Origin of the sequence: Allosphingosinicella sp., from assembly GCF_046295735.1 — a bacterium.
GTDB lineage: Bacteria > Pseudomonadota > Alphaproteobacteria > Sphingomonadales > Sphingomonadaceae > Allosphingosinicella.
This window is the reverse complement of record NZ_JBKBMQ010000016.1, coordinates 49,277-74,957: the sequence shown is the minus strand read 5'-3', so window position 1 is coordinate 74,957 and position 25,681 is coordinate 49,277. Positions and strand designations below refer to the sequence as shown.

21 protein-coding genes are annotated in these 25,681 nt (G+C 63.0%); 9 read left to right on the top strand and 12 right to left on the bottom strand.

Annotated features, from left to right (window positions below; genetic code table 11):
- Nucleotides 1-5: 5 nt before the first annotated feature.
- The 7 genes from ACK4K7_RS14395 to ACK4K7_RS14365 form a co-directional block, all read right to left on the bottom strand.
- The gene (locus ACK4K7_RS14395) at nt 6-839 is read right to left on the bottom strand and encodes an ATP-binding protein (RefSeq protein ID WP_431867044.1); all 834 of its coding nucleotides are present in this window, start codon (nt 837-839) and stop codon (nt 6-8) included.
- Nucleotides 839-1,138 carry a hypothetical protein gene (locus ACK4K7_RS14390; RefSeq protein ID WP_431867042.1) on the bottom strand — a complete coding sequence of 100 codons (300 nt, stop codon included), beginning with the start codon at nt 1,136-1,138 and terminating at the stop codon, nt 839-841. The genes ACK4K7_RS14395 and ACK4K7_RS14390 overlap by 1 nt, the downstream gene beginning before the upstream one ends.
- Nucleotides 1,135-1,629, bottom strand: coding sequence for a hypothetical protein (locus ACK4K7_RS14385; RefSeq protein ID WP_431867041.1), 495 nt, complete (start codon nt 1,627-1,629; stop codon nt 1,135-1,137). The genes ACK4K7_RS14390 and ACK4K7_RS14385 overlap by 4 nt, the downstream gene beginning before the upstream one ends.
- Nucleotides 1,629-1,970: a hypothetical protein gene (locus ACK4K7_RS14380; protein ID WP_431867040.1), complete on the bottom strand. Its 342-nt coding sequence runs from the start codon at nt 1,968-1,970 to the stop codon at nt 1,629-1,631. The genes ACK4K7_RS14385 and ACK4K7_RS14380 overlap by 1 nt, the downstream gene beginning before the upstream one ends.
- Before the next feature lie 34 nt (nt 1,971-2,004).
- Nucleotides 2,005-2,580, bottom strand: a complete 576-nt coding sequence (locus ACK4K7_RS14375) for a sigma factor (RefSeq protein WP_431867038.1) — start codon at nt 2,578-2,580, stop codon at nt 2,005-2,007.
- Between the two features lie 132 nt (nt 2,581-2,712).
- A complete protein-coding gene (locus ACK4K7_RS14370) occupies nt 2,713-3,657 on the bottom strand; it encodes a hypothetical protein (RefSeq protein ID WP_431867037.1) in 945 nt (314 codons plus the stop codon).
- The gene (locus tag ACK4K7_RS14365; protein WP_431867036.1) at nt 3,617-4,864 is read right to left on the bottom strand and encodes a hypothetical protein; all 1,248 of its coding nucleotides are present in this window, start codon (nt 4,862-4,864) and stop codon (nt 3,617-3,619) included. Before ACK4K7_RS14365 ends, ACK4K7_RS14370 begins: the two co-directional genes overlap by 41 nt.
- Nucleotides 4,865-5,216: 352 nt before the next feature.
- Here ACK4K7_RS14365 and ACK4K7_RS14360 point away from each other — a divergent pair, with 352 nt between their 5' ends.
- The 6 genes from ACK4K7_RS14360 (at nt 5,217) to ACK4K7_RS14335 (ending at nt 12,208) form a co-directional block, all read left to right on the top strand.
- Nucleotides 5,217-5,672: a DUF2924 domain-containing protein gene (locus ACK4K7_RS14360; RefSeq protein WP_431867035.1), complete on the top strand. Its 456-nt coding sequence runs from the start codon at nt 5,217-5,219 to the stop codon at nt 5,670-5,672.
- Nucleotides 5,669-6,979 carry a recombinase family protein gene (locus ACK4K7_RS14355; protein ID WP_431867033.1) on the top strand — a complete coding sequence of 437 codons (1,311 nt, stop codon included), beginning with the start codon at nt 5,669-5,671 and terminating at the stop codon, nt 6,977-6,979. The genes ACK4K7_RS14360 and ACK4K7_RS14355 overlap by 4 nt, the downstream gene beginning before the upstream one ends.
- Nucleotides 6,976-7,371, top strand: coding sequence for a hypothetical protein (locus tag ACK4K7_RS14350; RefSeq protein ID WP_431867031.1), 396 nt, complete (start codon nt 6,976-6,978; stop codon nt 7,369-7,371). Before ACK4K7_RS14355 ends, ACK4K7_RS14350 begins: the two co-directional genes overlap by 4 nt.
- A gap of 58 nt (nt 7,372-7,429) precedes the next feature.
- Nucleotides 7,430-10,402 (top strand): type I restriction endonuclease subunit R, encoded by a 2,973-nt coding sequence (locus ACK4K7_RS14345; RefSeq protein ID WP_431867029.1) that lies wholly within the window; start codon nt 7,430-7,432, stop codon nt 10,400-10,402.
- A 467-nt stretch (nt 10,403-10,869) separates the two neighbouring features.
- Nucleotides 10,870-11,790 carry an IS1595 family transposase gene (locus ACK4K7_RS14340; protein WP_431867027.1) on the top strand — a complete coding sequence of 307 codons (921 nt, stop codon included), beginning with the start codon at nt 10,870-10,872 and terminating at the stop codon, nt 11,788-11,790.
- A gap of 55 nt (nt 11,791-11,845) precedes the next feature.
- Nucleotides 11,846-12,208 carry a hypothetical protein gene (locus ACK4K7_RS14335; RefSeq protein ID WP_431867026.1) on the top strand — a complete coding sequence of 121 codons (363 nt, stop codon included), beginning with the start codon at nt 11,846-11,848 and terminating at the stop codon, nt 12,206-12,208.
- Between the two features lie 224 nt (nt 12,209-12,432).
- On the opposite strand, the gene ACK4K7_RS14330 is transcribed toward ACK4K7_RS14335, so the two are convergent.
- Nucleotides 12,433-13,131: a hypothetical protein gene (locus ACK4K7_RS14330; RefSeq protein WP_431867024.1), complete on the bottom strand. Its 699-nt coding sequence runs from the start codon at nt 13,129-13,131 to the stop codon at nt 12,433-12,435.
- A gap of 56 nt (nt 13,132-13,187) precedes the next feature.
- On the opposite strand from ACK4K7_RS14330, the gene ACK4K7_RS14325 reads away from it, so the two are divergent.
- From ACK4K7_RS14325 to ACK4K7_RS14315, 3 genes are read left to right on the top strand one after another with little or no spacing between them, the layout of a single operon-like run.
- Nucleotides 13,188-14,054 (top strand): restriction endonuclease subunit S, encoded by an 867-nt coding sequence (locus tag ACK4K7_RS14325; protein WP_431867022.1) that lies wholly within the window; start codon nt 13,188-13,190, stop codon nt 14,052-14,054.
- A 3-nt stretch (nt 14,055-14,057) separates the two neighbouring features.
- Nucleotides 14,058-15,185 carry a hypothetical protein gene (locus ACK4K7_RS14320; protein WP_431867020.1) on the top strand — a complete coding sequence of 376 codons (1,128 nt, stop codon included), beginning with the start codon at nt 14,058-14,060 and terminating at the stop codon, nt 15,183-15,185.
- Nucleotides 15,182-16,816: a type I restriction-modification system subunit M gene (locus tag ACK4K7_RS14315; RefSeq protein ID WP_431867019.1), complete on the top strand. Its 1,635-nt coding sequence runs from the start codon at nt 15,182-15,184 to the stop codon at nt 16,814-16,816. Before ACK4K7_RS14320 ends, ACK4K7_RS14315 begins: the two co-directional genes overlap by 4 nt.
- A 503-nt stretch (nt 16,817-17,319) precedes the next feature.
- On the opposite strand, the gene ACK4K7_RS14310 is transcribed toward ACK4K7_RS14315, so the two are convergent.
- From ACK4K7_RS14310 to ACK4K7_RS14295, 4 genes are read right to left on the bottom strand one after another with little or no spacing between them, the layout of a single operon-like run.
- Nucleotides 17,320-18,636 carry an McrC family protein gene (locus ACK4K7_RS14310; RefSeq protein WP_431867018.1) on the bottom strand — a complete coding sequence of 439 codons (1,317 nt, stop codon included), beginning with the start codon at nt 18,634-18,636 and terminating at the stop codon, nt 17,320-17,322.
- Nucleotides 18,633-21,794 carry an AAA family ATPase gene (locus tag ACK4K7_RS14305; protein ID WP_431867017.1) on the bottom strand — a complete coding sequence of 1,054 codons (3,162 nt, stop codon included), beginning with the start codon at nt 21,792-21,794 and terminating at the stop codon, nt 18,633-18,635. The genes ACK4K7_RS14310 and ACK4K7_RS14305 overlap by 4 nt, the downstream gene beginning before the upstream one ends.
- Nucleotides 21,791-22,222: a DUF4268 domain-containing protein gene (locus ACK4K7_RS14300; protein ID WP_431867015.1), complete on the bottom strand. Its 432-nt coding sequence runs from the start codon at nt 22,220-22,222 to the stop codon at nt 21,791-21,793. Before ACK4K7_RS14300 ends, ACK4K7_RS14305 begins: the two co-directional genes overlap by 4 nt.
- Nucleotides 22,215-25,622 (bottom strand): TM0106 family RecB-like putative nuclease, encoded by a 3,408-nt coding sequence (locus ACK4K7_RS14295; protein WP_431867014.1) that lies wholly within the window; start codon nt 25,620-25,622, stop codon nt 22,215-22,217. The genes ACK4K7_RS14300 and ACK4K7_RS14295 overlap by 8 nt, the downstream gene beginning before the upstream one ends.
- Between the last annotated feature and the right edge of the window lie 59 nt (nt 25,623-25,681).

Below are 25,681 nucleotides of genomic sequence, written 5' to 3'. Positions count from 1 at the left end.
GCTCGTCATCCTTTCCGGGTTGCGTTGATCTTGGAGAGGAGCGCGCCGAGGTCGGGCGGCTCGGTGACATCGAGTCGGCCGCTGCGATCCTTCGCCGGCAGGCCGAAGGGATTGCCGGCGCGGCAGACGAGGCGCCGGGTCTCGCCGCGCTCCGGCTCGTGCCGCCAGCCATCTCCGTCGCGTGCGAACAGGCTCATGGTGATGACCTGATCGACGATGCCGGGCAACTCACGGCCGGCCTTGCCGCCTTCCATCTGCGGCTGCCAGGTCGTGCGGTTGAACTCGTCGGTGACGCGCTCGAGGATGCCGACAAAGATCACGGTCTTTCCGGGGGCGTGCTGCAGATGCTTGAGCAGGCCGACGACCTCGCGGGCGAGCAGGCCATAGGCGCCGCGAATGTCGGGTTTGCCGGTCCTGTCGGAGAAGGCCTCGGGCCGGGTCTTCGCCCAGGCCATGGCCTGGCGGGTGAGATCGGTGATCGAGTCGACGAAGATGATGCGCTTGCCCGCAATGATGCGAACGAGATCGGGATGGCTTTCCCTGAGATGCCGGTAATGCGCCTCGGAGAAGAAGCCGCTCGGATCGGCGGACGGGTTGACGCCGCCGACGAGGCAGCCGATGTCGAGGGCATCGGCGAAGGTGCGCACCGAAATGCTGTCGCCCGGCCAGTCCTGGACCGACTTCATGCCCGCCTCGAGATCGATGCAGAGCGTCTCGGCCGGCGGCAGCGATCTCAGCAAGGATGTCTTGCCGACGCCGCTCGGGCCGAAGATCGCCATGGTGGTCTTGGCACCGGCGGCAGACAGCCGTTCGTCGGCGCTGACGATACGCAGCGCCATCAGCGCTTCCCCTGGTCTCGGGACACCACGCCGAGCGCGCATTCACTCCCGCGCGCGCCCGCCTGACGGGCAAGACCATAGAGCTTGCGCAAGGCGTGCAGGCGGTCACCGACCGCGCTGAACTCGGCCTCGACGCCCAGCAAGGCGAAGGCGATGTCGTCGAGCGTGGCCTCCTCGATCGGCTTGATGGCCTGCTCGCTGCGGGTCTCGCCGAGCAACGGGACGACAATGGTGTCGGGCAGCGTTTCGAGCGCGTAGTGGCGCTTGCGGATTCGGGTGAGGGCAGCAGAGCTGGTCATCGGACATCCTCGTTCCTGATGGTGAGACGGAAGGTCGGCTTGGAGGTCCGCACCGTGCGGGCGGCGGCGAAGGCCTCACGGATGGCTGCGGGCCAGGCGGTGTATTTGCGCTCGGGGACCTTGAAGCCGATGTCGACGTAGTCGGCCGGGTTCTCCCCGCTCGCACGGATGCGCTCGACGAGCGCGGCGAGCAGCGGCTGGTCCCAGTCGACCTTTTTCGGGAGATCGGCAGCGACCATCACGGCGCCGTCCGCGAAACGGACGAGGCCGGTGTCCTTGCCCTCGGCCCTGCGTCTGGCGGCTGCCGCGTCGGCATAGCGAATGGCGATCGCGCCTTCGAGCCACTCCTTGAGCCGCTTGGCGGCATCCAGGGCCGCGTTGGCATCTTCCTGGAGCAGCGCCAGATGCTCCGCCGGAAGCTTTGCGATCTCGCCGACCGGCATGGTGCGGATGTCGTCGAGGCCGGGGCGATTGTTGCGAGCCGATGCCATTACGCCACCTCCGCCAGCAGGAGCGAGGACAGGGAAACCGCGGTCCGCCGGGGCTTCGGGCGAGCAATGGCCAGATAGCTGTAATCGTTGGTCCGATGCCGACGCTGTACGAGATGGATCAGTCCGTACTCGGCCGCCCACCAGGCGCGGCGCGCGACGCGCGCGAGTTCCGCCCGCTCCCGCTCGGCAAGGCGCGTGCCGTGCGGCATGGTATCGAGGGCGAGGAAGCCGCGGTGATATTCGAGGATGTCGCCGGGCGCTGCCTGGCCGACCCAGCCACACAGATCGATCTCGGTGAGCGGCCCGTGGACAGCAGCAAATCGGGATGGAATGGCGTTCATGATGCGCTCCTACTCATGCGCTCGCCGAACCGTCTCACGCGGCCCCGATGCCGATGGCCGTCAGGACGAGGCGGATGTCCTTGATGCGGCGATAGAGGCTGCTGCGGGCGCCATGACCGCTCGCGGCAAGACGATCGACGGTGGTGCGGGAGAGGCTTGCGCACAGAGCGCCATCGGCGGGGGCGAGCGAACCGAGACCGCGCTCGACATCGAGACGCTCCTCGACGGCGGCGAATGCATCGACGGGCTGGCCGAAGAGCGCCGACAGCCCGTCGGCCTCGGCGACGAGGTCGCCACGGGTCAGCCCGTCGCTCTCGGGAAGGATCTCGTCGAGCGAGATCGGCGTGGAGCCATACATCCGGCGCTCGCGCTTCGCCTTGCAGGCGATCCGCGTCGCCCGATTGGCGAGGACGATGCCGGCGAAGGCGCCGAGTGTGCCGCGATCAGGGTCGTAGGCAGGAAGCCGCGCGATCAGATCGACGAGCAGGTCCTGGCGGACATCGTCGAGCTCGGCAGGGGCAAGCCGCAGCCGGCGGACGAGCCGGCGGGCGGCGATGTCTGCCTCATGAAGAAGGATCCGAAGGTCGTCTCGGGAAATCGAAGAGTGCATCGGCATGGCCTCGGGTCATTGCGGTTGATGACCTCGAGCCTGCCGAGCCCGCCGCTCCGATGGGTGGGAGCACAATGGGCTTTGGATGGGAAAGAATGGGAAGACGACCGCTGGTTCAGGCCAGCCTCGCCGTCACCGAAGTACGAACTCGTCCGGAGCCAGCGCAAGGAAGTAACCGGTCGGACTCCGACGCGTCTTGATCAGGTCTGCGCCGCGACCTTCTCGTCCATGCGACAGGAAATGCCTCAGTTCGCGAACGAGATCGGCAGCGCCTCGCCCGCTGTTCTCGGCTTCTATCTGATGCCGCGTCAGATAGCCGCTCCGAGTCCCGACAGCCTTGGCCAGCATCACCAGAAGCTTGAACGGCTGTTGCGGGATGTGCATCTCGATGCCATCGAGTACCACCCGCTGGCTCTGGCGGAAAATAACGAGTTGTGGCCTCAGAGCCGGAGCGCACTCAAGCATCGAAATGTCGATCGCGAAGCCGGCCGCGTTCCTGCCCAGACAGCGGTCGATCGGCATGACGGCGATCGCAGCTTCGGCGAAGCGGGCGAGCTCGGTCGCCGCCATCGCGGGCGCGATCACCGTGATGGGCGAAGACCGGGCGACCGACCGCATCAGACCGATGATTCCCGGTTGAAGCACTGCACCACGCGACAGCGCGAGGAATAGCGCCCGCTGGTTGGATGTTTCCCCCACATGCCAGACACCGGTCGCGACCGGCGCCGGCTCGCCGCCGAACCCGGACGCCATGGCGATTTCGCGGACCAGCGCCGCCTGGACTATGCGAAAGCTCCGCAGATCGTCATCGCCGAGTACGAGGTCGCTTGCCCGATCCGTCGGACAGACGGCGACAGGTCGACCGTCGATCTGGCGCACGGGCCGCGCGCCAAGGCCGCAATCACAGGCTGGGCACACATCCCATTCCGTTGCCGGGGCCTGCTCGACCAGGACGCCCCGATCGAGCAGCCGCTCGAAATCACGCACGGCATGAGGCGCAGCCTGTCGGCCCCAAAGGATTGCGGGATCGCCCGCCTCACTCAGCCGCAACAGCAGCCTGGGCAGCGTCTCGGTCATTGAGCAATCCGTTGCGGCGAAGGAGCGTCATGATCCGGTCCTCGAACTGCTGACGCTTGAACATGGCTTGGGCCGGCGGCTTGAGCTTGACGGTCACCCTCCTCGCCGACTTGCCGCCGGTCGCGAAATGAACGCGGATGACGATGTGGTTGAGGCGCCAATCCGACCCAAGACGAGCGCCCATCATCATTTCGCCCAGCCTGGCCAGGGCATTGTCGCGTCCGTCGCGCGCAACATAGGAGTAGAAGCTTCGTGTCTCGCCGGTCTTCGGATCGGCGCCGACGCGGTCGACCTGGACCTCGGTTATCTGGACCCGCTGGATACCCGGATCGAAGTCATGGTTGAACGCGAAGCCGAAGCCTGCGCGCTGCACCGGATCGAGCGTATAGAGGTTCTGGGCGTCTTCGCCGGCGAAGAATTCGGGCTTGCCCAGGATCTTGTCGGCGAACAGTTCCGCAAGATCGGCGCGACGCGCCCTGGCGACGCCGCCGATCTTCAACAGGCCCGTCGTGGAGTTGTAGGACAGCACCGCGTGTTCGGCGGCGCGGAAGCTGATCACGCGCTTATGATCCTTCTGCAGGACGTCGGTCGTGGTGATCGGAGAGCCATGCTCGATCACCAGGACGAGTTCGTCGGCATCGTCGTACCAGCCGACCCGGCAGTAATTGCTGCGCAGATCCTGCTCGAACATCGCGGCGGCCGCGGTTTCGAACTCGGTCTTTGCGCGATCATCCATGATCGCCTCGACGCCTTCGTCGCGGCCCGCGAACTCGGCGAGCGACGTGCGCGCCATGAGCGCCATCATGTCCGACGCGGCGTTAAAGACGTCGGGATGGTCGAGGAAGACGCGCAGGGCGACATGCTTGGGATCCTGGTGAACCTCCGGCTCGTCGCGCTTACCTTCGGGTGTCAGGCTTATCCCGAGCCGTGCGGCCTGTTGAAGGATGATGTCGAGGCCTGCCGCATTGCCGAGCTCCGCGATCCGGTGCAGGTCGGCGACGAGTCCTTCCGGATAGTTCTCTTCCGGTCCCGCGAAGAAGTCCTGGACGGCGCGGCGCGCCTGATCCTTCGCGGCCTCTGCCTTGAAAATGCCAAGGTCGAGACCGGTGAGGGCATTGCGGTGGCGCTCGAACAGGCGGCCCAGAAGGCCGAGATCGATGGTTCGGATGAACTTGGGATTGACGAATTTCTTCAGGTTCTTGGCCATTTCAACCGCCCGGGCTTTTCGTGCAGATGTTCGACTTGTGTTCTTATCTTCGAGGACTGCCCGAGTCGACTCGCAGTCCACGGCTTTGAGACGGATCGTCCACAGCAAGAGTAGAGGCAGGGGAAATCCGGGCCGCTCAGGTGAACCTTGCCATGGACATGCCGAACCCGATCCACCCCCGACACATGAAACCGGATGAGCGAGTGGCTGAACTCTGCCGGCTTCTCGCATGCGGGCTGGTTCGGCTCACAGCGCGTCAGTCAAGCCAACTATCTGGCGACATGCGAGAAAGTTTCCTTCACTTCATGCCCGACCGATGCCGTCATGCAACTCCAAGCCACCGGAGAATTGCATGAGCAGGCCCGATCCCGTTCCCGCGCGCCTCGCCGCGCTCAAGACCATGCCGACGCCCGACCTGAAGCGACAGTGGCGCGACCTGTTCGACAGCGAACCGCCACCCTTCAACAGGCGCTATCTCGAGAGCCGGCTGGCCTATCGCATTCAGGAACTCGCCTATGGCGGGCTCAGATCCGAGACGATCCGGCGGCTGGAGCGGCTCGGCGAGGAACTCGACGGGGGCGACAGGAGGAAGCGCTGCTTCCGAGCCGACCGCGACCGTCCGATCACCGGCACGCGGCTTCTGCGCGAATGGCAGGGCGTCGAGCATGTCGTCACCGTTACCGCCGATGGCTTCGAATGGCAGGGGCGGCCCTACAGGTCGCTGTCCGCGATCGCGCGCGCCATCACCGGGACGCGCTGGAACGGCTGGGTCTTCTTCGGTCTGAAAAATCACAGGGGACGCGGATGACCGAGCCAGTCTTCCGCAAGTTACGCTGCGCGGTATATACCCGGAAATCCTCCGAGGACGGCCTCGAGCAGGAGTTCAACAGCCTGCATGCCCAGCGGGAGGCCTGCGAGGCCTACATCGCCAGCCAGCGCTCCGAGGGCTGGGTGCTGGTCCGCGATCGGTATGACGACGGCGGTATCTCCGGCGGCACGCTGGAACGACCCGGCCTCAAGCGGCTGCTGGAGGACATCGAGGACGGTCTCGTCGATGTGGTCGTGGTCTACAAGATCGACCGGCTCTCGCGCTCGCTCACCGATTTCGCCAGGCTGGTCGAAGTGTTCGATCGCAATGGCGTGACCTTCGTCTCGGTCACGCAGGCGTTCAACACCACCACATCGATGGGGCGGTTGACGCTCAACATCCTGCTGTCCTTCGCCCAGTTCGAGCGCGAGGTCACCGCCGAGCGCATCCGCGACAAGTTCGCTGCCTCTCGGCGCAAGGGCATGTGGATGGGCGGCGTCCCGCCCTGCGGCTACCGCGTCGAAAACCGCAAGCTGGTGGTCGATGAAGAAACCGCCGGGCATGTCCGCTGGATCTTCGCCCGCTTCCTCGAGATCGGGTCGTGTACGCTGTTGGCACGCGAGGTTGCCGCCCGCGGCCTGCGCACAGCCCGCGGCAACCCGATCGACAAGAAATACCTTTACCGGCTGCTCGGCAACCGCGCCTATCTCGGCGAGGCGGTCCACAAGGGCAACAGCTATCCGGGCGAACACGAAGCGATCATCGACCGCGAGACGTGGGACCGGGTTCAGGCGATCCAGCAAGAGAGCCCCCGGAAGCGCGCCGGGCGCACCCGTGCCGATACGCCCGCGCTGCTGAAGGGGCTGCTGTTCGGGCCCGATGGGGCCGCCTTCTCGCCAACGCACACGCGCAAGGGCGTCAAGCTCTACCGTTACTATGTCAGCCAGACGGTGCTGAAGCATGGTGCGGGTTCTTGTGCGGTCGGCCGCGTGCCTGCAGGGGCGATCGAGGCTGCTGTCATCGACCAGCTTCGCGCCGTGCTCCGCCAGCCGGAAATCATTGCAGGCACGTGGAAGGCGGCGCGAGCGCAGGATGGGGCCATTACCGAGGCTGACGCCCGCGTTGCCCTGCAGCAGCTCGACCTGCTGTGGGGCGAACTCTTCCCTGCCGAGCAGGCGCGCATCGTGGCGCTGCTGGTCGAACGCGTGGACATCGGCATGGACGGGCTCGACGTCCGGCTCCGGGTGGACGGCATCGGCAGCCTCACGCGCGAGATGCTGGCCGGCGCCATCGCAGAGGCGGCATGACCCGCATGACCCCAATCCCCGAGACGGTCACCATCCACGTGCCGTTCCGCATCGTGAAACGCGGCGGGCGCAAGGAAGTGCAACTGCCCGATGGCGCAGGCTCCGAACCCAAGGCGGACAATACGTTGGTCAAGGCGCTCGCCCGCGCGTTCCGCTGGAAGCGCATGCTCGAGTCGGGCGAGTTCGCGTCGATTTCCGAACTGGCCGAGCGCGAGGGGATCGCGCCCTCCTACATGACCCGCATCCTGCGCCTGACCCTGCTCGCGCCCGACATCGTCGAGGCAATCCTGGACGGAAAGCAGGGGCCGGAGGTGACGCTGGCGTGGCTGATGGACGGGTTTACGGAGGATTGGGAGGGGCAGCGGCTCGACATGCGCGATACTGGCCGCTAGGTGTCAAGCTGCATCAGATCAGACCAAGACTGGTTCATCCAAAGGCGTTGCAAATCAGATGGTGATGACCAGGGAAGCCGAAATCGAACAGGAACTCATCAGGCTTCTGTCTGATCAGCATTACACGATCCGGCATGACATTCGCAACCGCGAGGCACTCGAAGGCAATTTCCGGGAGAAGTTCGAGACCCTGAACCGCGTCAGGCTTACCAATAGCGAATTCGATCGGCTGCTTGAAGAAATCGTGACCTCCGATGTCTTCGCCAATGCCGAGCGGCTGCGCAACTGGAACACCTTCGAGCGGGAAGACGGCACACCGCTGCACTATCAGCTGGTCAATCTCAAGGACTGGTGCCGCAACAGCTTCGAGGTGGTCAGCCAGCTGCGCATGAACACGCGCAGCAGCCATCACCGTTATGACGTGATCCTGCTGCTCAACGGCCTGCCGCTGGTGCAGATCGAACTCAAGGCGCTGCAGGTATCGCCGCGCAAGGCGATGCAGCAGATCGTCGATTACCGAAACGATCCCGGCAATGGCTACGGAAACAGTCTGCTGTGCTTCATGCAGCTGTTCATCGTCAGCAACTGCAGCCAAACTTGGTACTTCGCCAACAACAACGACGAGCATTTCCTCTTCAACGTCGAAGAGCGATTCCTGCCGATCTATAGCTGGGCCACACGCGACAACCGCAAGATCGAACACCTTTCCGAATTTGCCCAGCAGTTCCTGGCCAAATGCACCCTGGCGGAAATGATCAGCCGATACATGGTGCTCATCCAGAACGAGCGAAAGCTCGTCATGATGCGCCCCTATCAGGTCTATGCCGTCAAGGCGATTGTCGATTGCATCCGGGAAAACCGCGGAAACGGCTACATCTGGCACACGACCGGCTCGGGCAAAACCTTAACCTCGTTCAAGGCCTCGACCCTTCTCAAGGATAACCCCGATATCGAGAAATGCCTCTTCGTGGTTGACCGCAAGGATCTCGACAAGCAAACCCGTGAGGAATTCAACCGCTTTCAGCCCGGTTGCGTCGAGGAGAACACCAATACTGAAACCCTCGTTCAGCGCCTGCTTTCCGATGACTACCGCAACAAGGTGATCGTCACCACCATCCAGAAGCTCGGCCTCGCGCTCGGCGGCTCGAGCAAGCAGCAATACCGCGACCGCCTGGAACCGCTGCGGAACAAGCGCGTGGTTTTCATCTTCGATGAATGCCACCGGTCGCAGTTCGGCGAGAACCATCAGGCGATCCGCGCCTTCTTTCCCAACGCCCAGCTGTTCGGCTTCACCGGCACGCCGATCTTTTCCACGAACGCTAGCTACAGCCGCATCGAGGGGCGCGAGGCCAGCCTCGTCACCACGCAGGACATTTTCGACAAGGAACTGCACACCTACACCATCACCCACGCCATCGACGACGGGAACGTGCTGCGCTTCCATGTCGATTACTTCAAGCCCGACGGCACCCCTGTCAGGCCGGGCGAGACCCCGGCCAAGCGCGCCGTGGTCGAGGCGATTCTCGGCAAACACGATGCCGCGACCAACCAGCGCAAGTTCAATGCGCTCTTCGCCACGGCCTCGATCGACGACGCCATCGAATACCACCGGCTGTTCCGCGACATCCAGCAAGCCCGCATGGCGCAGGATCCGGATTTCCTGCCCCTCAACATCGCCTGCGTCTTCTCACCCCCGGCCGAGGGCAACCGCGATGTTGCCCAGCTTCAGGAAGACCTGCCGCAGGAGCTGGAGGACAACAAGGTCGATCCGAACCGCAAGAAGGCCGCGCTTGCCGAAATCATCGCCGATTACAATGCGCGCTATGGCACCAACCATGACGTGACGAACTTCGACAGCTACTATCAGGACGTCCAGAGCCGCATCAAGGATCAGAAATACCCCAATTCCGACCTGCCGCGCGCCAAGAAGATCGACATCACCATCGTGGTGGACATGCTGCTGACGGGCTTCGATTCGGCCTATCTCAACACGCTCTATGTGGACAAGAATCTGAAATATCACGGCCTGATCCAGGCCTTTTCGCGCACCAACCGGGTGCTGAACGATTCCAAGCCCTACGGCAATATCCTCGACTTCCGCGCCCAGCGCGAGGCGGTGGACGAGGCGATCGCGCTCTTCTCGGGTGAGGCATCGGAGCGCGCCAAGGAGGTCTGGCTGGTCGATCCCGCGCCCAAGGTGATCGAACGGCTGGCCGAAGCCACGCGCAAGCTCAGCGATTTCATGGCCGATCACGGCCTTCCTGCCCGTCCCGAAGAGGTGAGCAACCTCAGGGGCGATGCCGCGCGCGCTGGCTTCATCGAACGGTTCAAGGAGGTGCGGCGGCTGGCCACCCAGCTTGACCAGTACACTGACCTTGCGCCCGAACAGCGCGCGCAAATCGAGGCGCTGATCCCCCGCGATTCCCTGCGCAGCTTTTCGGCCCGGTATCTGGAACTGGCGAAACAGCTTCAGGACAGGGCCCGCAAGACCGACGATCCGGACGACCCGGCGGGGCAAATCGATTTCGAGTTCGTGCTCTTCGATTCCGCGCTGATCGATTACGACTATATCATGGGCCTGATCGCCCGCTTCAGCCAGGCCGCGCCCGAACGGCGGAAGATGACGCGCGAAGAGCTGATGCGCCTGCTCGCCTCCTCCGCCCGGCTGATGGAGGAACGCGACGATCTTGAGGCCTATGTCGCCACCCTGCGGGAGGGCGAAGGCCTGAGCGAGGACGAGATTCGCGCCGGCTATGCCCGCTTCAAGGCCGCGCGCCAGGCCGAGGCGTTGGCCCATATCGCCGAGAAGCACGGGCTGGAGGCGCAGGCGCTGCAGGGCTTTGTCGATCTGATCCTTGGCCGGATGATCTTCGATCCCGACGCGCTGACCGATCTGTTCCGCCCGAAGGGGCTGGGCTGGAAGGCGCGCGCGCAGGCAGAACTGGCGCTGATGGAGGATCTGATCCCCTGGCTCAACCGCAAGGCCGAGGGGCGCGAGATCTCGGGGCTTGAGGTCTATGACCAACGCTGACGGCCCCGTCCCCCGCCTGCGCTTCCCCGAATTCCGCGACGCCGGCCCGTGGGAGGTGAAGCGGCTGGGGGAGGTGTGTGAAATCAATCCCGCCAGCGGAGAATTGCCAGAGTTCTTTATATACATAGATCTGGAATCAGTGTCCGCAGGCGAACTCCTTCAGAAAAAGGTCGTTTTGCGAAACGAAGCACCAAGTAGAGCACAAAGAATCCTATCCCCAAGCGACATCATCTATCAAATGGTACGGCCGTATCAAAGAAACAATCTTCTATTTTCGATTGTTGGCGATAAGACGTATGTTGCATCGACAGGATACGCTCAACTCCGTGCAAATAATTCTGCTTAATTCTTGTTTCAACTCATTCACACCGATTCATTTGTCGGCTCCGTTCTTCAGAAATGCACTGGATCAAATTATCGGCAATTATATACTTGGCGTAACAGATCGGGCGGTGTATAGAACATCCATGTTTGACCTCACCAATCCGATTTACAGCGATGCGAGCAAGGCTCGCGAGCATCTTGAAGCCCTCCACTGGCCCCACGGCCCGGTGTGCCCCAAGTGCGGCGAAACTGAGCGCGTGACCCGTCTCCAAGGCGACAGCACCCGCCCCGGCGTCGTTATGTGCAATGCCTGCCGCAAGCCCTTCACGGTCACGGTCGGCACCATTTTCGAGGGCTCCAAAATCCCCCTCAACAAGTGGCTTCTCGCCTTCCGCCTCATGGCGGGGAGCAAGAAGGGCTTCAGCGCCCACCAGCTCCACCGCTCACTCGGCATCACCTACAAGTCGGCATGGTTCATGGCCCACCGCATCCGCGAGGCCATGGACGGCGCTGACGGTCACGATCCGCTCGGCGGCGGCCCTGATGCCGTTGTCGAAGCCGACGAAACCTATGTCGGCGGCAAGGCCAAGAACCGCGCCACTCGCAAGCCTGCGCCCAAGAAGGTCGTCGTGGCCCTCGTGGAGCGCGATGGCCGCGCCCGCTCGTTCCATGTCGCCAACGTCAATGCCAAGCACCTGCGCAGCCTGATCGTCACGAACGTCCATCGCGGCGCGCACTTGATGACCGACGAGGCTACCGTTTACACCAGCCTTGGCCGCGAGTTTAACGGCCACTCGGTCGTGAACCACAGCGCCAAGGAATACGTCACCACTGGCGGTTTCAAGCATTCCAACACCGCCGAGAACTTTTTCTCGGTCTTCAAGCGCGGCCTGATCGGCACCTACCACCACATGAGCGAGGCTCACCTTGGCCGCTACTGCCGCGAGTTCGATTTCCGTTACAACACCCGCACCCTTACCGATGCAGAGCGCACTGACGCCGCTATCGTGGGCGCTATCGGTCGCCGCCTGACCTATCGGCGGACTGACGCTCTCGCCGCCTAAGCTGGCCCCTATCCCCGTTCAGATCGGCGAGCGCCGCAAGCGTTGGAGCGCGTAAATGGATGAAATCTACTACCGGATGGATTCAGTCGATGGCGTCGGGGTCAACGCCGAAATTGGTGACGTGATTATCGCGGGGCCGGTCGGGCCTAACACCCGATTGCTGACAGCCATTCCACTTGATGACCTGCCACTTCTGGTGACCTACCTTTCGCGCGCATACGCTCAGGCAAGCAGCGGATTACCTCAGAATGAACTTGGAACCTCACTGAATGCTGAGGCTCCGCAGTTTGTAGATCATCCCGACCAATCCAAAGTAACGCTCCATCTTGAGCTATTTTCCGGCGTGTCTCTGGCGTTCGGCTTGCCAAAGGATCAATGCGCTGCCCTGCGCGATCAGCTTGATCGCCTTCTTGGATAGACACTACTCGCCCTCCCTTGCGGCATCGCCGCACGGAGCGAGCGCGCCACTTCGATTGGGTCTGGACTTGCTTGGCCTTCGCTGGCCCATTCGGCTTCGCGGGCATCTGCAACGCCCGTCGCAGGCCGAACTGCATCCGCCGCTCGGTTTCCTGCTCGCTTCGCTCGTCAGTTCGGATGTCTGCCATGCCTCAACCAGTAGACTATTCTGGCGCGATCCTGAAGCTAGATCGCGCTGAGCTTCACATTCGAGACGTAGACTTCCTCGTCTATCATTGGCTGCGCAGCCACAGATACAGAATCACGCAGAAAATTGACCTGCAAACGGGGCAGTCTGGCTTCGAAGTCGCCCTCAAAGAGACCCCACCAAGGGCAATCGGCCCCGTTCTTGGCGATGCGCTCCACAATCTGCGAAGCGCACTTGACCTTTGTATCACCGCCATCGTGTCCGCTCGCAGCGGAAACACCGAAAACGCCTACTTCCCCTTCGCGAAGAACGGCGGCTCTGACATTGAGCACATGATCGGCAGGCGAGCCGGGGAAGCGGGCGAGGAAGCCCAGCAAATCTGCCGGGAGCAAAAGCCATATCCAGGAGGGAATGACGCTCTCTGGGGCCTTCACAAAGCCGACATTGCGGACAAGCACCAAGCCATAATCGCGACAGCAGCTTTCGGCACCTTCGGCATCCGATACCTTCCCAAATCGCCAGCTAGGCCAGTGGGGATCGAAGCCGAAATTCATTACCTCGGCTTGGAACCATACTTTGTGCCAGCGCCCGAAGGCCGAGAATTCGACACACCAGCGCAGCTTGGCCTGTCCGTTGATGTAGTCTTCCCTGCAAACGGGCCTTTGGCGGGCCATCCAATCGTTCCGACGCTGTATGCGCTGCTCGATGATGTCCGCTTCGTCGTGCGCCAGTTCCAAGAGCGATGTCCGTAGGTTCAAAAGCACCTTTGCGCCGTGTTACGCAAAGTATATAATTGCCAAATTATCCGGCAATCAACCCGTCCGATCTTGGCGAAATCCATGTGTCGGTTCCTTCCAACCCCGAACAACAGAAGATCGCCGACTGTCTCACCTCCCTCGACGATCTGATCCGGGCCGAGGGCGAGCGGCTGGAGGCGCTCAAAGCCCACAAGCGCGGGCTGATGCAGCAGCTCTTCCCCCGCCCCGGCGAGACCACCCCCCGCCTGCGCTTCCCCGAATTCCACGACGCCGGCCCGTGGGAGGTAAAGCGGCTGGGTGAGGTGTATCGTTTCAAGCCGACGAATTCATGGCCGCGCGATCGGCTCAATTATGAGTCGGGCACCACGAGGAACATCCACTACGGCGATATTCACAAAGGCCTCTGCAATTCATTTCGCTTGTCGGAGGAGACCGTTCCATTTCTCGACGATGGTCTTGCCGATCGACTTGCCAGCGATGCATTCTGTGAACCCGGCGACGTGATACTTGCCGACGCCTCCGAGGATCTCGCCGATATCGGCAAGGCTATCGAGGTCGTTGAGATCAACGGCGAAAGGCTGGTTTCAGGCCTTCACACCATCCTAGCCAGCCCGATAGAGCGGCGGCTGATCGTCGGCTTTGCAGCTTGCCTGTTCGCTTCGTCCGCCGTGCGAAAGCAGATACAGGAGCGCGCGCAGGGTGCGAAGGTGCTTGGCCTGTCCAAGTCTCAACTTTCGGAAGTGCTGCTGGCATATCCGAGGCAAGAGTCAGAACAACAGAAAATCGCCGATTGCCTCACCTCCCTCGACGATCTGATCCGGGCCGAGGGCGAGCGGCTGGAGGCGCTCAAAGCCCACAAGCGCGGGCTGATGCAGCAGCTCTTCCCGCAAAGCGCCGCCTGACCCATGGCCGCCGCCGGAACCTTCGCCACGCTCGACGCGCTCGCCGCCCATCTGCGGCGCGAGATCGCAGGCGCCAACAAGAAATGCACCCTCATCTTCGCCCATAACGGCACCGGCAAAACGCGCCTGTCGATGGCCTTCAAGGACCTGGGCAAGGCGCGCGACGCGGAAGGCCAGGTGACGGCGCGCGACACGCTCTATTTCAATGCCTTCACCGAAGACCTGTTCAGCTGGGACAACGACCTTGCGAACGACCGCGACCGGGTGCTGCGGATGAACACCGCATCGGCCTTTTTCGACGGTCTGGCGGAGCTCGAGATGGAAAACCGCATCCGCCCGCTGCTGCGCCGCCATGCCGATTTCGACTTCCAGATCGACTATGCCGCAGGCACCATCCTCTTCTGGCGCGAGACGGCGAAGGACGCCCAGGGCGCGGAGGTGCCCGTGCCCATCAAGATCTCGCGCGGGGAGGAGAACCTCTTCATCTGGTGCTTCTTCCTGGCCGTGGCGCAGCTCGCCATCGACGGGCAGGAAGCCTATGACTGGGTGCGCTACCTCTACATAGACGATCCCATCTCGTCGCTCGACGAGCAGAACGCCATCGCCGTCGCCGCGCATCTGGCGCGGATGCTGAAGGGGCAGGAGCGGCTGAAGGCCGTGATCTCCTCGCACCACACCTTGTTCTTCAACGTGCTGTGCAACGAGCTGAACAAGCCCTGGCAGTTCTACCTTGGCCGCGAGGCGGCGGGCTGGGTGCTGCGCGACACGGGCGCGACGCCGCGCTTCTACCATGTCGCCATGCTGAAGGAACTGCACGAGGCTGCGCAGGCAGGCAGGCTTTACACCTATCACTTCACGATCCTGCGCAGCATCCTGGAAAAGACAGCGACATTCCACGGCTTCAGCCATTTCGGTGACGTCATGAAGCGCGATCCCGACGACGAAGACGGCACGCTGCATTTCCGCTATATCCAGCTGCTGAGCCACGGCAGCTATTCGCTGTTCGAGCCTGCCGAGATGCTGCCGGAGAATAAGGACATCTTCCGCCGGATCCTGGAGAATTTCATGACCGATTACCGGTTCAATCCGGCGCTGTTTCCGCAGCCCGAAACCGAAGGAGCCACCCCATGACCGAACAGGACCAGATCCGGCTCGGCCGCGTGCTGTGGGCTATCGCCGACGAGCTGCGCGGGGCGATGAACGCGGACGACTTTCGCGACTATATGCTGTCGTTCCTGTTCCTGCGCTATCTGTCCAGCAACTACGAAGATGCCGCTCGGGCCGAACTCGGCGCCGACTGGCCCGACCTTCCGGCAGGCGACCGGCGGTCGCCCCTGGCTGTCTGGTACGAGCGCAATCCCGAGGACACGGGGGAGTTCGAAACGGTCATGCGCCGCAAGGTGCATTACATCATCAAGCCGGATTTCCTGTGGAGTTCCGTCACCGAGCTGGCCCGGACCCAGAGCGATGCACTGCTGCGCACCCTGCAGGCGGGCTTCCGGTTTATCGAGACCGAGTCCTTCTCTGCGAACTTCCAGGGCCTCTTTTCCGAGATCAACCTTGATTCGGACAAGCTGGGCCGGACCTATCCGCACCGCAATGCGCGGCTGTGCACGATCATCCAGAAGATTGCCGAGGGGTTGGCGGAATTCCCCAGCGACCGCGACCTTCTCGGCGATGCCTACGAATATCTGATCGGCCAGTTCGCCGCAGGGTCAGGCAAGAAGGCGGGCGAGTTTTACACCCCGCAGCAGATTTCCACGATCCTGTCACGCATCGTGACGCTCGACAGCCAGGACCCGGCATCGGGCCGGCGTGCGAAACTGAACCACGTCTATGACTTCGCCTGCGGCTCGGGTTCGCTTCTCCTGAACGTCCGGCGACACATGGGCAAGCACGGGATCGGCAAGATCTACGGTCAGGAAAAGAACATCACGACCTACAACCTCGCGCGGATGAACATGCTGCTGCACGGGATGCGGGATACCGAGTTCGACATCCACCACGGCGACAGCCTGGAAAACGACTGGGACATCCTGCGCGAGCCGAACCCCGCGAAGAAGATCGAATTTGACGCGGTCGTTGCCAATCCGCCCTTCAGCTACCGCTGGAACCCGACCGAGGAAATGGAAAAGGATTTCCGGTTCAAGGATTTCGGCCTTGCGCCGAAGTCGGCCGCCGATTTCGCCTTCCTGCTGCACGGGTTCCACTTCCTCGCCAAGGACGGCACCATGGCGATCATCCTGCCGCACGGCGTGCTGTTCCGGGGCGGGGCGGAGAAGAAGATTCGCACCAAACTGCTGAAGGACGGCAACATCGATACCGTCATCGGATTGCCGGCAAAGCTGTTCTACTCGACCGGCATTCCGGTCTGCATCCTCGTGCTCAAGAAGTGCAAGCGTACCGATGATGTTCTGTTCATCAACGCTGTCGAGCACTATCAGCCAGGAAAACGTCAGAACGCGCTGTTGGCGGAGCATATCGACAAGATCGTCGAAACCTATAAACACCGTCGCGAGGAAGAACGTTTCTCAAAAGTTGTGCCGCTCGAAGAAATTGAGCGCGAGCATGACTTCAATCTCAATATTACCCGCTATGTAAGCACCGCCGAGGCTGAGCCGGAGATCGATCTTGCCGATGTGCATCGCCAGCTCGCTGAGCTACAGAACCGGTCTCAGTCTGCTGCAAGACGACACAACGGCTTTCTCGAGGAACTTGGTCTGCCGCCCCTGCCTACTGGCGAAACGGCTCGGGCAGAATGAGAGGGCCTGGTAGCGGATCAGCTGAAACAGATGGTGACAGGTCGGGGCACCGTGGGCGTCGAGTCGCGCGCCGGCCACGGTGACCGGCGAGGTTTCGATCAGGGTCGCATCTCTTGACCGTGACACCGATATCGAACCGTCCAGTTCGCATCACTTCTTTCGCAAACAAAATCAACGGCTTGATTGGAATTCACCAAACTGGCGCAGTCAACAGGTCCGGAGAATATCGACCCCAAGAGAACGCTACCAAGCCTACCAGGCAGAGGGCGGTGCTCAGCCCATCCCGCATAACCCCCGAAGACAACGGAAAAATCCAGCCGCAGCCGGATCGGGAGAACGCATTCGCGATGGCAAGTGGCGGGCAGGAGGGATTCGAACTCGTCACCTATCAGATTGAAATCGTTCGAGTTCGTAGCCCACCGAAAAACTACGCCCACATTTACGCCCACACTTTTTCGGAGTGTCGGCGCAATCGCCTCAAATTAGAGACGCTACCTCCACTCTCAGGCTGCCGCAAACTGCTTTGGGTGGAGAGCCAGTTCTTCAACAAACAGAAGTTCTCTCAGCTGCCCGACGGCCGCCTTCGGGTTCGAGAGAGACAGCGTCGCAACTCCAATCCGGCTGTCGTCCGTGCCGTTGATCCGATGAACACAGGTCAGCCCGGCGGGTTCCGATCCCAAACCGGCGTGGTGTGGGTAGAGGAGTAACAGCCGCTCGCACCGATAGACGTGGGCATAGGCCATCATCTGATACACGTCGGCTTGCCCGACGCCGTATTTTGGATCGTCGATGGCCCCCTTGAGACGCTTCCATTTGGTGTCGATCACAAGCACCGGTGCGCCCCGCTCAGCGATCGTGATGTCGGGCTTTGTGGCAAAACGGTTTTGCCCCGTCTCGAGGTCAGCCAGCGCATAGCCCCGGGGACCCTGCAGGCGGACCTCAAAGCGGGTTCCAGAAAGGGCGCGAACAAGGCTCCGTCCGACAAACTCCTCGAACAGCTTGTTCATCTCGAACAGGAGCGAGAAGCCCCGGACGTCACCGCTGCTCGTCGTCTGGAAGCGGTCGCCGAGCAGCAGCTTAGCCAAGGAAAGTAGTTGCGCCCAAGAGCGGTTGGTTCGGTCGATAACGACCTGGTGCCACGGAAGGGCTTTGACGGGCAGCGCGGTGATGTCGGCGAAGGCAAAGCTGAGCTCCGCCAGTCGCCGCTGGTTCTCCGGCGCCCTCGCAACCTTGGCGAGCTTCGTCACCGCTGCCTTCATGATCTGGTTGAGGGCGATATCGGCGCTCAGCTCGTCATAGCGGCACGCCAATCGCTGCGGACTGGCCGCAAGCACCGTGAATTGCCGCTTGACATCCAACCTGCCCCGCAGGGCCGCCAAGTCGTCTTCATGCGGCACATAGCGTCGGGGAAGACCACGGTGGAGCGCCTCGAACAGTCGGTCGCAGAACAGCCGGATCAGAATTTCGAGCAGGTCGTCGCGCTGCCATCCGAGATCCGTCAGGGCGCCCTCGACGATGTCGAGATTGAGCACGACCGCGAGCATGTGGACAAGGCTTCGACGCGCGGCTGCGTCGCTTTCGTTGCCGTCAATTTTGGGAAGGATCTCAAGCGTCACGTCATCGGCAGCGATCACGCCGACGACCTGCTGGGCGCGCAGCTTCTTCGGATGGTTCGCCAGGATGCGCTCGCCGTCGAGGCCGGCCGACCGAACGGCGGCCGCACATTCGACGACGCGGTCCGCGGCCGCCCTGCTGAACGAACCCGCGCCGGGCTCCTCGATAGGGATATAATCCCATTCGCGGACGCTGCGGCGGATCATCCCGTTAGCTGCCGGTAGGCTTCATGGCTGAACGTGTCGCGGACGGTATACCGCCACCGCTCGTTCACGTAGTCGCCTTCCCCTGCCGCGAGCGGGGCGAGTTTCCGGCGGACGATGAAGCCGCCATCGTCTTCGATTTCCCCGAGGGCCTGCCGGACCCGCTCCCAGTTCTCGTAGAAATACTCCGCGAGCAGCGGGATGACCTTGGCGCGCATGACCTCATCGATGCCCTCCTTGGTCGCACAGCCAAGGAAGTAGGCGTGGCCGATCTGGTGCTCGCGATCGAAGAGGTACTCGATACGATCATTCAGGGTTTGGAGGAGACGTCTCACGTTGATGCCCTCGACATCGTCGGACACCAGGTCGGGGTTCGGCATCAGTTCCTTGAAGCGGAAGCGCCTCCTCAGCGCCGTGTCCAGGAGAGCGATGGATCGGTCCGCCGTATTCATCGTGCCGACGATGTGCAGGTTCGCGGGGACGCCGAAGGTGTCGCCGGAATAAGGCAGCTTGAGCCGAAGCTCGTTGCTTTCGCCAAGGCGCTTGTCGGGCTCGATGAGCGTGATCAGTTCGCCGAACACCTTCGAGATATTGGCCCGGTTGATCTCGTCGATGATGAGCACAAACTGGTCGGGGGCCGAAGGAACAGCCGGAGTGTCGCTGGGAAGGAGGCGGGAAAGAGCCTCCTTTTTGACCTTCGCCTCCTTGAGCATGTAGCACGACTGCATCGTCAGCGCGCCGTCGTAGATCGTGTCGATCGGCAGCGCCTCGTCGAGGACAAGAAGCCAACGCACCGGCCGGCGATGATTGTAGGTCCGCTCGCCGGTCGGCTCGTAATAATAGGGACCGGTGATCTCGCCGATCGCGCGGAAGTGCGAATTTCCTTCCGACACGATGACAATGTCGCCCTCGCGCATGCTGCCGCGGAATCGCCAGACCTGGGAGATATTGCCGCTGTTGCCTTTGGTGCCGGGCTCGATCTCGTTCCACTTGTCGAAGATCGCCTGGTAGTCCTCGTAGCGCGGATCGGACCAGTCGACCTCTCCGCCCCATCCGAGCACGATATATCCGCCCTCGATCGCGGCATCGTAGATATGATCCTCCGCGCCGGCCCGACCGAGGGACATCTTGAAGAACTGGCGATCACCGAGGTCATAGCCGCCCGAGCGACCGGCGCTCTTGCGCGCCTGCTCGGCGAGCGCCGAGATTTCGCGGAACACGCCCTTGCGCGGCTCCAGCCTGAAGCCGCCACCCTGGCTCTCGGCGCCGTCGTCATCGCCGGTGACCGGCCGGAGACCTTCGACGAAGTCTTCATAGGCGTAGGACTGGTGGAATGTGACGAAGCCAATCTGCCCCGCTTCCATCAGCGCGTCGTAGCGGCCTTTCAGCTCCTCCCTGCTGGCAGGAACAGATCCGTCACAGAGCCTCACCGCCTCCTCGGCCGTCGCGAAGGTCTTGCCGGTCCCGGGTGGCCCGTAAAGTATGAGGTTGGTCGGTCTGGTCACAGTCGTTCCCCCGCCGGAGCCCGTGCTCGCGGCATTGTCCATTTGAGAGTTGTCGGCCCGGTTTGCCGCCCAGATGAACCCCTGGACGTCCCACAGGTCGCGCGGCTTCCAGTCCCATTCACGGTCCATCACGTCGCGAATGGCGCCCATCAGGTCGAGCACGTTGCGATACTCGTCCGCGCTGAGCGGGTTGTAGGTGAGGACGGGCTTGCCGAGGAGCGCGCGAGCGGTCCTCATCACCGGGTCCGTATTAATTCCGTACGCTTCGGTCGGACGCGCGAACGCTGCGATCATCGTCGGGATGTTTCGGCTTTCGCTGTAGGGAAGGTTCTTCTCCTGGCCTTCCTTGAGGACAGGCCAGGTCCCCTGCACGAAAGCGGCTACCGCGTCGGCAATATCGCCCGTCGACCTTGCGAGCTGCCCCGCGTGCCGCTCAAGAACGCCCGGGTGCGCGGTGCGCAGGTTCTTGATCCGGGCGTCGGTGCGCCAGCCAAGAAGCCCGGACTCCTGGCCTGTCAGCAGGTCGAGAAAGGCGGCGCCGAGCGCCTCATCATCGAGCGGCGGTTCCCTCCGGAGCGCCTCCTGGGCCCGCGCCAGAAGGGCGTCCTTGTAGCGTCGCTCCTCGTCGAAATAACCGCCGCTGCTGGCTGCGAACCCCTCCGGCTCGAAGTCGGGGTATCTCGCGAGAAACAGCGTCTTGAGCCTCTCGAGCGCTTCGCGGTTGAGGCGGCTTCCTTTGCCCTCATACCAGTCAAGAACCTTGAGCAGCTCTCCCTCGCTCGAGGCGCGGACGCTGAGGACCGGCTTCGGGAATCCCACATTGCGAAGATCGGAGGGCGGAGCATGGCTGAGACGACCGGGCAGATTGGAATGCCGGCCCTTGTCGGCCGCATATGATTGCACTTCCTGTACCGGCGGCGCGCCGGCCCGTTCGTCGTCCTCGAGCCAGAGCTGGACCCTCGAGATGTCTTTCTGGAGCGCAATCGCTCGGCCGTCGGCGAGCGTGAACGAAACCATCTTCTGGCTGTCGACGTCAGGATCGCCATAACGCTCACGCAGGATCGCCTCGGCGCGGGGTACGTCGAATGTCCCGTTGGACACCGTCTCGAAGGTGAATTCGGTGGTCGAGCTGTTCTCCGGTCCCTCGCGCCGCACCAATCGAACACCCGCCAGGGCCTGGAACTTGGTGCCGCCGACGGCGCTGCAGACGGCCGGCATGGCGTCCTGCAAACCCATTTGCTTGTGGACGTCGCCTGCACGGACGACAAAGCGGCTCTCGCCCGCACGGCGGGCCGGCTCGACGATCTGCTTCAGCACGAATGCGCGAATACGGTCGGCCTGTGACTGCCCGGCGCTCGGCCCCGCGCCGTTCTCGCGGAACTGGCGATAGACGGAGAGCGCCGACCGGTATGATGCCAGGCTCTTGTACGGGTCACCATCGATCTGGATCTTCGAGGTGTTCGGCTTGCCCGCGGCGTTATCTTCGGCGGAGTAGGCGAGATCCTCAAGGATGGCCGCAAAGCCGTCCGCTTCGAACGCCTCGTCGAGGTCGCCGTAGTGCCTCTCGACCCTGCGGGCATCCGCCAGCCGGGTCGAGACGGTGTTGGGAGCCTGGCCCTGCGCCTGCATCCACGCGCGGAATTCTTCTTCCTTCAACGAGTCCTCTCCGTCCCTGGCGAGGCCCGCAGTCGGGAGCCGAACTCCTGCTCGAACGCCTGCATCATCCCGATCGCCCAGCGATGCTGCTCATCCCAGTCGCTGCGGTCCTCATAGCCGCGGCTGAGCGTCGCGCGAACGGCCGTCTTCTTGCGGCCCTCCTTCTGTTCCCAGGCAAGGCTTTCGCCGATCGCCGACTGGATCGCGGCACGCTCGCGGTAAAGCCGCTCGAACTGCCGGCGATCCTCATCGCGCTCGTTGTTCAGATTAACCTGAATCGCGTCGCGGCGAACGCTCAAGCTGATGTGAGAGCCCGGCACGATCTCCCGCATCGGCGCCCAATTCTTCCCGGGCGGCCTCATGTCCAGTCCTGCGTCTTTGGCACGCTGCGTGAAAATGGCGAGGTAGCTCGCCACGGCATCATCCATAGACCCCTCCCGACGCTTCCGCCTTGAGCCACGCCAGCGTGTTTACCAGCCGCAGGTGCTCGACGGCCTTCGCGTCGAGTTCGAGGAGCTTTGGATTGGCAAGGACCACCGCGAGCGTTCGCGCTCGGCTGATTGCCACATTGAGGCGATTTTTCGAATAGAAGAAGTCCACGTGTCGCGGCAGGTCTTCCGCCGTCGAGGTCGTCAGCGAGACGATGACGACCTCCGCCTCCTGGCCCTGGAATTTGTCGACCGTCCCGACACGGGTGCCGTCTGGAAGGCGGGCCTTCAAGGCGTTCACCTGCATGTTGTACGGGGCCACAACGAGAATGTTGTCCAGTCCAAGGCGCGCCTCGTTCCCTGCTCGATCGATATATCGCTGTCGTAGAAGGCTTTCGATCAGGCCGGCGGCGAGCTCGACCTCCTCATCGCTTCGCTGGCGGCAGCCGCTATGCCCCATCTCCACCAGCCGGATGCCTGACGGCTGCAGGGCCTCGTGCGCTGCCGAGAGAACAAGCATCTGGCGCTCATTGTCCGGCTCAGCCTTCAGGCGGCCGTCGTAGACCGCCCTCGAGATGAAACCGCAGATCGTGGGATGCATGCGCCAGCTGGTGTCGAGGAGTATGCCCCGGTCCGCAGCGATCGTGGCCGCGCCCTGGACCAGATAGTCGAGGACCGACAGTCCGCTCTCGCCCGGATGCGCGCCCTGGATGGGCTGGCCGAGCTGCATCTGGTCGCCGACCAGAATGATGTTACGCGCTGCTGCGCCCATCGCGACGAGGTGCCCCAGCGACACCTGGCCGGCCTCGTCGATGAAGAGGTAATCGAAATACTGGTCGAATTCGGGCATTCCAAAGAGCCACGCGGTTCCGCCGACGAGTTGCGAACCTTGATCGAGGATGTCGCTCGCCCGGTCGAAGTCCTGGATCATGCGACCACTCAGATGGGTCTCGGGATCGCTCCGGTTGACCTTCTTGGCCCCGTCGAACGAGAAGCCTTCTGCGGCAGCCACCTGCTCAACCTTGGCGAGCAGATTATTGATGGCCTTGTGGCTGTTCGACGAGACGCCGACCCTTTTGCCCGCCTTGAGCAGGGCGACGATTACATGTGCGCTGGTGAAGGTCTTGCCGGTGCCGGGCGGCCCCTGGATGAACAGGGTCGATCGCTCCAGCGCCAGCGCGCGGCGCGTCGCCGCTTCAACCAGGGTCTCGCTCTCGCCGACGAGATTGCCGCCGGGCCAGCCTCTCAGGCGAGGCGGTGCCCGCTCGATGAGATCGACGATCGCCTCGTACCGACCGGTGACCGTCGCTCCCGACGCCCGGAGCTCGCGCGTCAGGTCGTTGTTGCCCGTTGCCAGATATTCGGCGACCCGCAGAACGGCGCCTTCGAGCACGTCCGTGTCGATCGGCCACGCCGGAATGATCGAGCCACCTAATGGCCAGTCCGTTCCGGACTTCACGCCTCGCTTCACTTCTACGAGGCCCGCCTCGCAATCGAGGCTCTGGATGCTGCCGAGCCGCTGCCGGGACGGCGCGTGCAGCACATCCTTCCCGGGTTGCAGTTTCGTCTCCTGCGGCGGGAATGCGTAAGTCGCGACGATCGATCGCTTTTCGGGCCGAAGCCAGTCTTCTTGTACCGGTCTGATGTCACCGATGCATTCGCCATCGTCGATGAGGTCGTCCTCGAGCCGTTCGCAGCGGTCGAATACCGCCCATTGCTCGGGTTTTTTCGCGCGACGGTGAAAATCGATGACGTGTGCGAGGAGCTCCCGGCCGCGTTCGGACAGCCCGGCCGCCTGCTCGCGAACCAGCCGGCGAAGCTGCTCGCGACGAACTTCTGCCGGGTCCTCTTCGACCTGGACGACGGTCGGCACTTCCCGGCGCGCCCACCATTCGATTCCGCCGGGCCTCAGTTCGAGCAGCCAGTTCCGGAGCCCTTCAGTGTTTTCGCAATCGACCCGGTTATAGTCGAGGATGTCCTGAAGGAGCTTCTCGTCGCGAGTCTCTCGCCAGCGGTGATAGAAGACGATGGACTGGTCAGCCTTGGTGACGGCTTCGTCTCTGGTTGCGGCGAAGAACGCCTCAAGCGCCTTGAGGCTCATCGACGGTTGGGAGGTACGGATGGCATGCCGCGCCACCGAATAGAGGTCGACGAACTTCTCGGCGCGCAGCAGGGCATCAACGGCATCTTCGCGGGAGGCGTAAGCGGTCGACAGACGCCGCAACGCCGTCACTTCGTAGGCCGCATAGTGGTAGATGTGGGCGTCGGGGTTGGCTCTGACATGCGCGGTCAGGAAGTCGACGATGCGCTCGAACACCTGGCGTTCGGCATCATGATCGTGAGCCCACTCGGCGATGAACCGCGGCTGTGCTCCGTCACGGTAATGAATGCCCCACAGATACTCGAGGCCGCCGAGGAACAGCGGATCTCCCTCGAGATCGAAGAACAGGTCGGCCGGATCCGGAGCCGGGAGCCTGGCAAAACCGCGATCGGGCTGCACCGGCAGCACTTCGACCCGGCGCTCGCCCGTCCTCGCCTCGACCTGAAGAGCGGCCTGGGCACGAAGACGCGCGAATGTCTCGGGGGAGAGCTTTGGGATGCGTGCTCCTTCTGGCGTCCTCGCCAGCGCCTCAACCGAGTTGATGCCCGCCGCGCGCAGCTTGTCGATCTGGCCGCGGCTGATTCCCGCCACGAGGCTCAGGTGGTCCGCCGCTTCCCAGATGGATTCACAATGGTGGCGCCAGCCGCAGTAGCCACAGGCCGAGCAGGGTTCGCCCACCGAGCCCTTGGCGCCTGAGCCGATGAACTCGAGATAGCGGGCCTTGGCCGTTGCGAGCGTGTACTGAAACTCGACCCGCCGGAAGGATTCCTCGCGGCCATCGCCGAGGACCAAGTGCATCGAATGCGGCGCCATCCCCTGCATCTCGGAGATGAGATCGGAGTACAGGCCCAGCTGGAGGACGTGCTTCGGATCGGCGGTCCGCGCGAGCTTTGTATCGATCGGCTCGTACGACCAGTCGGCGAGGGCGGACGGAATCTCCACTCGGCGCAGGAAGTCCGCGAATCCGTGCCACGGCGGCGCGAGAAAGGTGGCCTGGTAGATGATCTCATGTCCCGCCCGCATGGCGGCGAGCGTTGCCTGCGCCCTTGTCTCCAGGGTCCCTTCGCCTGCGATTTCAGCGACGTCATGCCCGGCGGCCTTCAACTGAGCGAGATAGCTCGCCTCGTGCGCGTGGCCGGCCTGCTGGATCAGCTGGACGCTTTCGTCGTCTTCCGCCCTGTCCGGGAGAGAGGCCGGGTCGACAAGCTTCTGCAGGTTCAAGGCGGCCGCGTGAGAGCAGCCGAGAAAGGCGTTCAGGTCCGACGCGGAATGAAGAAGTGAATCGTTGTACCGGCGCATCGGGCCCCCGTCCCTGGCGTGTGCGACATAATCGGTCGTGAGCCCCCGCTACGCCCCGC

What these genes read in the sequence shown, in the direction of transcription:
- ACK4K7_RS14395 (WP_431867044.1), bottom strand. Translation starts at nt 839, where the DNA reads ATGGCGCTGCGTATCGTCAGCGCCGACGAACGGCTGTCTGCCGCCGGT.
- ACK4K7_RS14390 (WP_431867042.1), bottom strand. Translation starts at nt 1,138, where the DNA reads ATGACCAGCTCTGCTGCCCTCACCCGAATCCGCAAGCGCCACTACGCG.
- ACK4K7_RS14385 (WP_431867041.1), bottom strand. Translation starts at nt 1,629, where the DNA reads ATGGCATCGGCTCGCAACAATCGCCCCGGCCTCGACGACATCCGCACC.
- ACK4K7_RS14380 (WP_431867040.1), bottom strand. Translation starts at nt 1,970, where the DNA reads ATGAACGCCATTCCATCCCGATTTGCTGCTGTCCACGGGCCGCTCACC.
- ACK4K7_RS14375 (WP_431867038.1), bottom strand. Translation starts at nt 2,580, where the DNA reads ATGCACTCTTCGATTTCCCGAGACGACCTTCGGATCCTTCTTCATGAG.
- ACK4K7_RS14370 (WP_431867037.1), bottom strand. Translation starts at nt 3,657, where the DNA reads ATGACCGAGACGCTGCCCAGGCTGCTGTTGCGGCTGAGTGAGGCGGGC.
- ACK4K7_RS14365 (WP_431867036.1), bottom strand. Translation starts at nt 4,864, where the DNA reads ATGGCCAAGAACCTGAAGAAATTCGTCAATCCCAAGTTCATCCGAACC.
- ACK4K7_RS14360 (WP_431867035.1), top strand. Translation starts at nt 5,217, where the DNA reads ATGAGCAGGCCCGATCCCGTTCCCGCGCGCCTCGCCGCGCTCAAGACC.
- ACK4K7_RS14355 (WP_431867033.1), top strand. Translation starts at nt 5,669, where the DNA reads ATGACCGAGCCAGTCTTCCGCAAGTTACGCTGCGCGGTATATACCCGG.
- ACK4K7_RS14350 (WP_431867031.1), top strand. Translation starts at nt 6,976, where the DNA reads ATGACCCGCATGACCCCAATCCCCGAGACGGTCACCATCCACGTGCCG.
- ACK4K7_RS14345 (WP_431867029.1), top strand. Translation starts at nt 7,430, where the DNA reads ATGGTGATGACCAGGGAAGCCGAAATCGAACAGGAACTCATCAGGCTT.
- ACK4K7_RS14340 (WP_431867027.1), top strand. Translation starts at nt 10,870, where the DNA reads ATGTTTGACCTCACCAATCCGATTTACAGCGATGCGAGCAAGGCTCGC.
- ACK4K7_RS14335 (WP_431867026.1), top strand. Translation starts at nt 11,846, where the DNA reads ATGGATGAAATCTACTACCGGATGGATTCAGTCGATGGCGTCGGGGTC.
- ACK4K7_RS14320 (WP_431867020.1), top strand. Translation starts at nt 14,058, where the DNA reads ATGGCCGCCGCCGGAACCTTCGCCACGCTCGACGCGCTCGCCGCCCAT.
- ACK4K7_RS14315 (WP_431867019.1), top strand. Translation starts at nt 15,182, where the DNA reads ATGACCGAACAGGACCAGATCCGGCTCGGCCGCGTGCTGTGGGCTATC.
- ACK4K7_RS14310 (WP_431867018.1), bottom strand. Translation starts at nt 18,636, where the DNA reads ATGATCCGCCGCAGCGTCCGCGAATGGGATTATATCCCTATCGAGGAG.
- ACK4K7_RS14300 (WP_431867015.1), bottom strand. Translation starts at nt 22,222, where the DNA reads ATGGATGATGCCGTGGCGAGCTACCTCGCCATTTTCACGCAGCGTGCC.
- ACK4K7_RS14295 (WP_431867014.1), bottom strand. Translation starts at nt 25,622, where the DNA reads ATGCGCCGGTACAACGATTCACTTCTTCATTCCGCGTCGGACCTGAAC.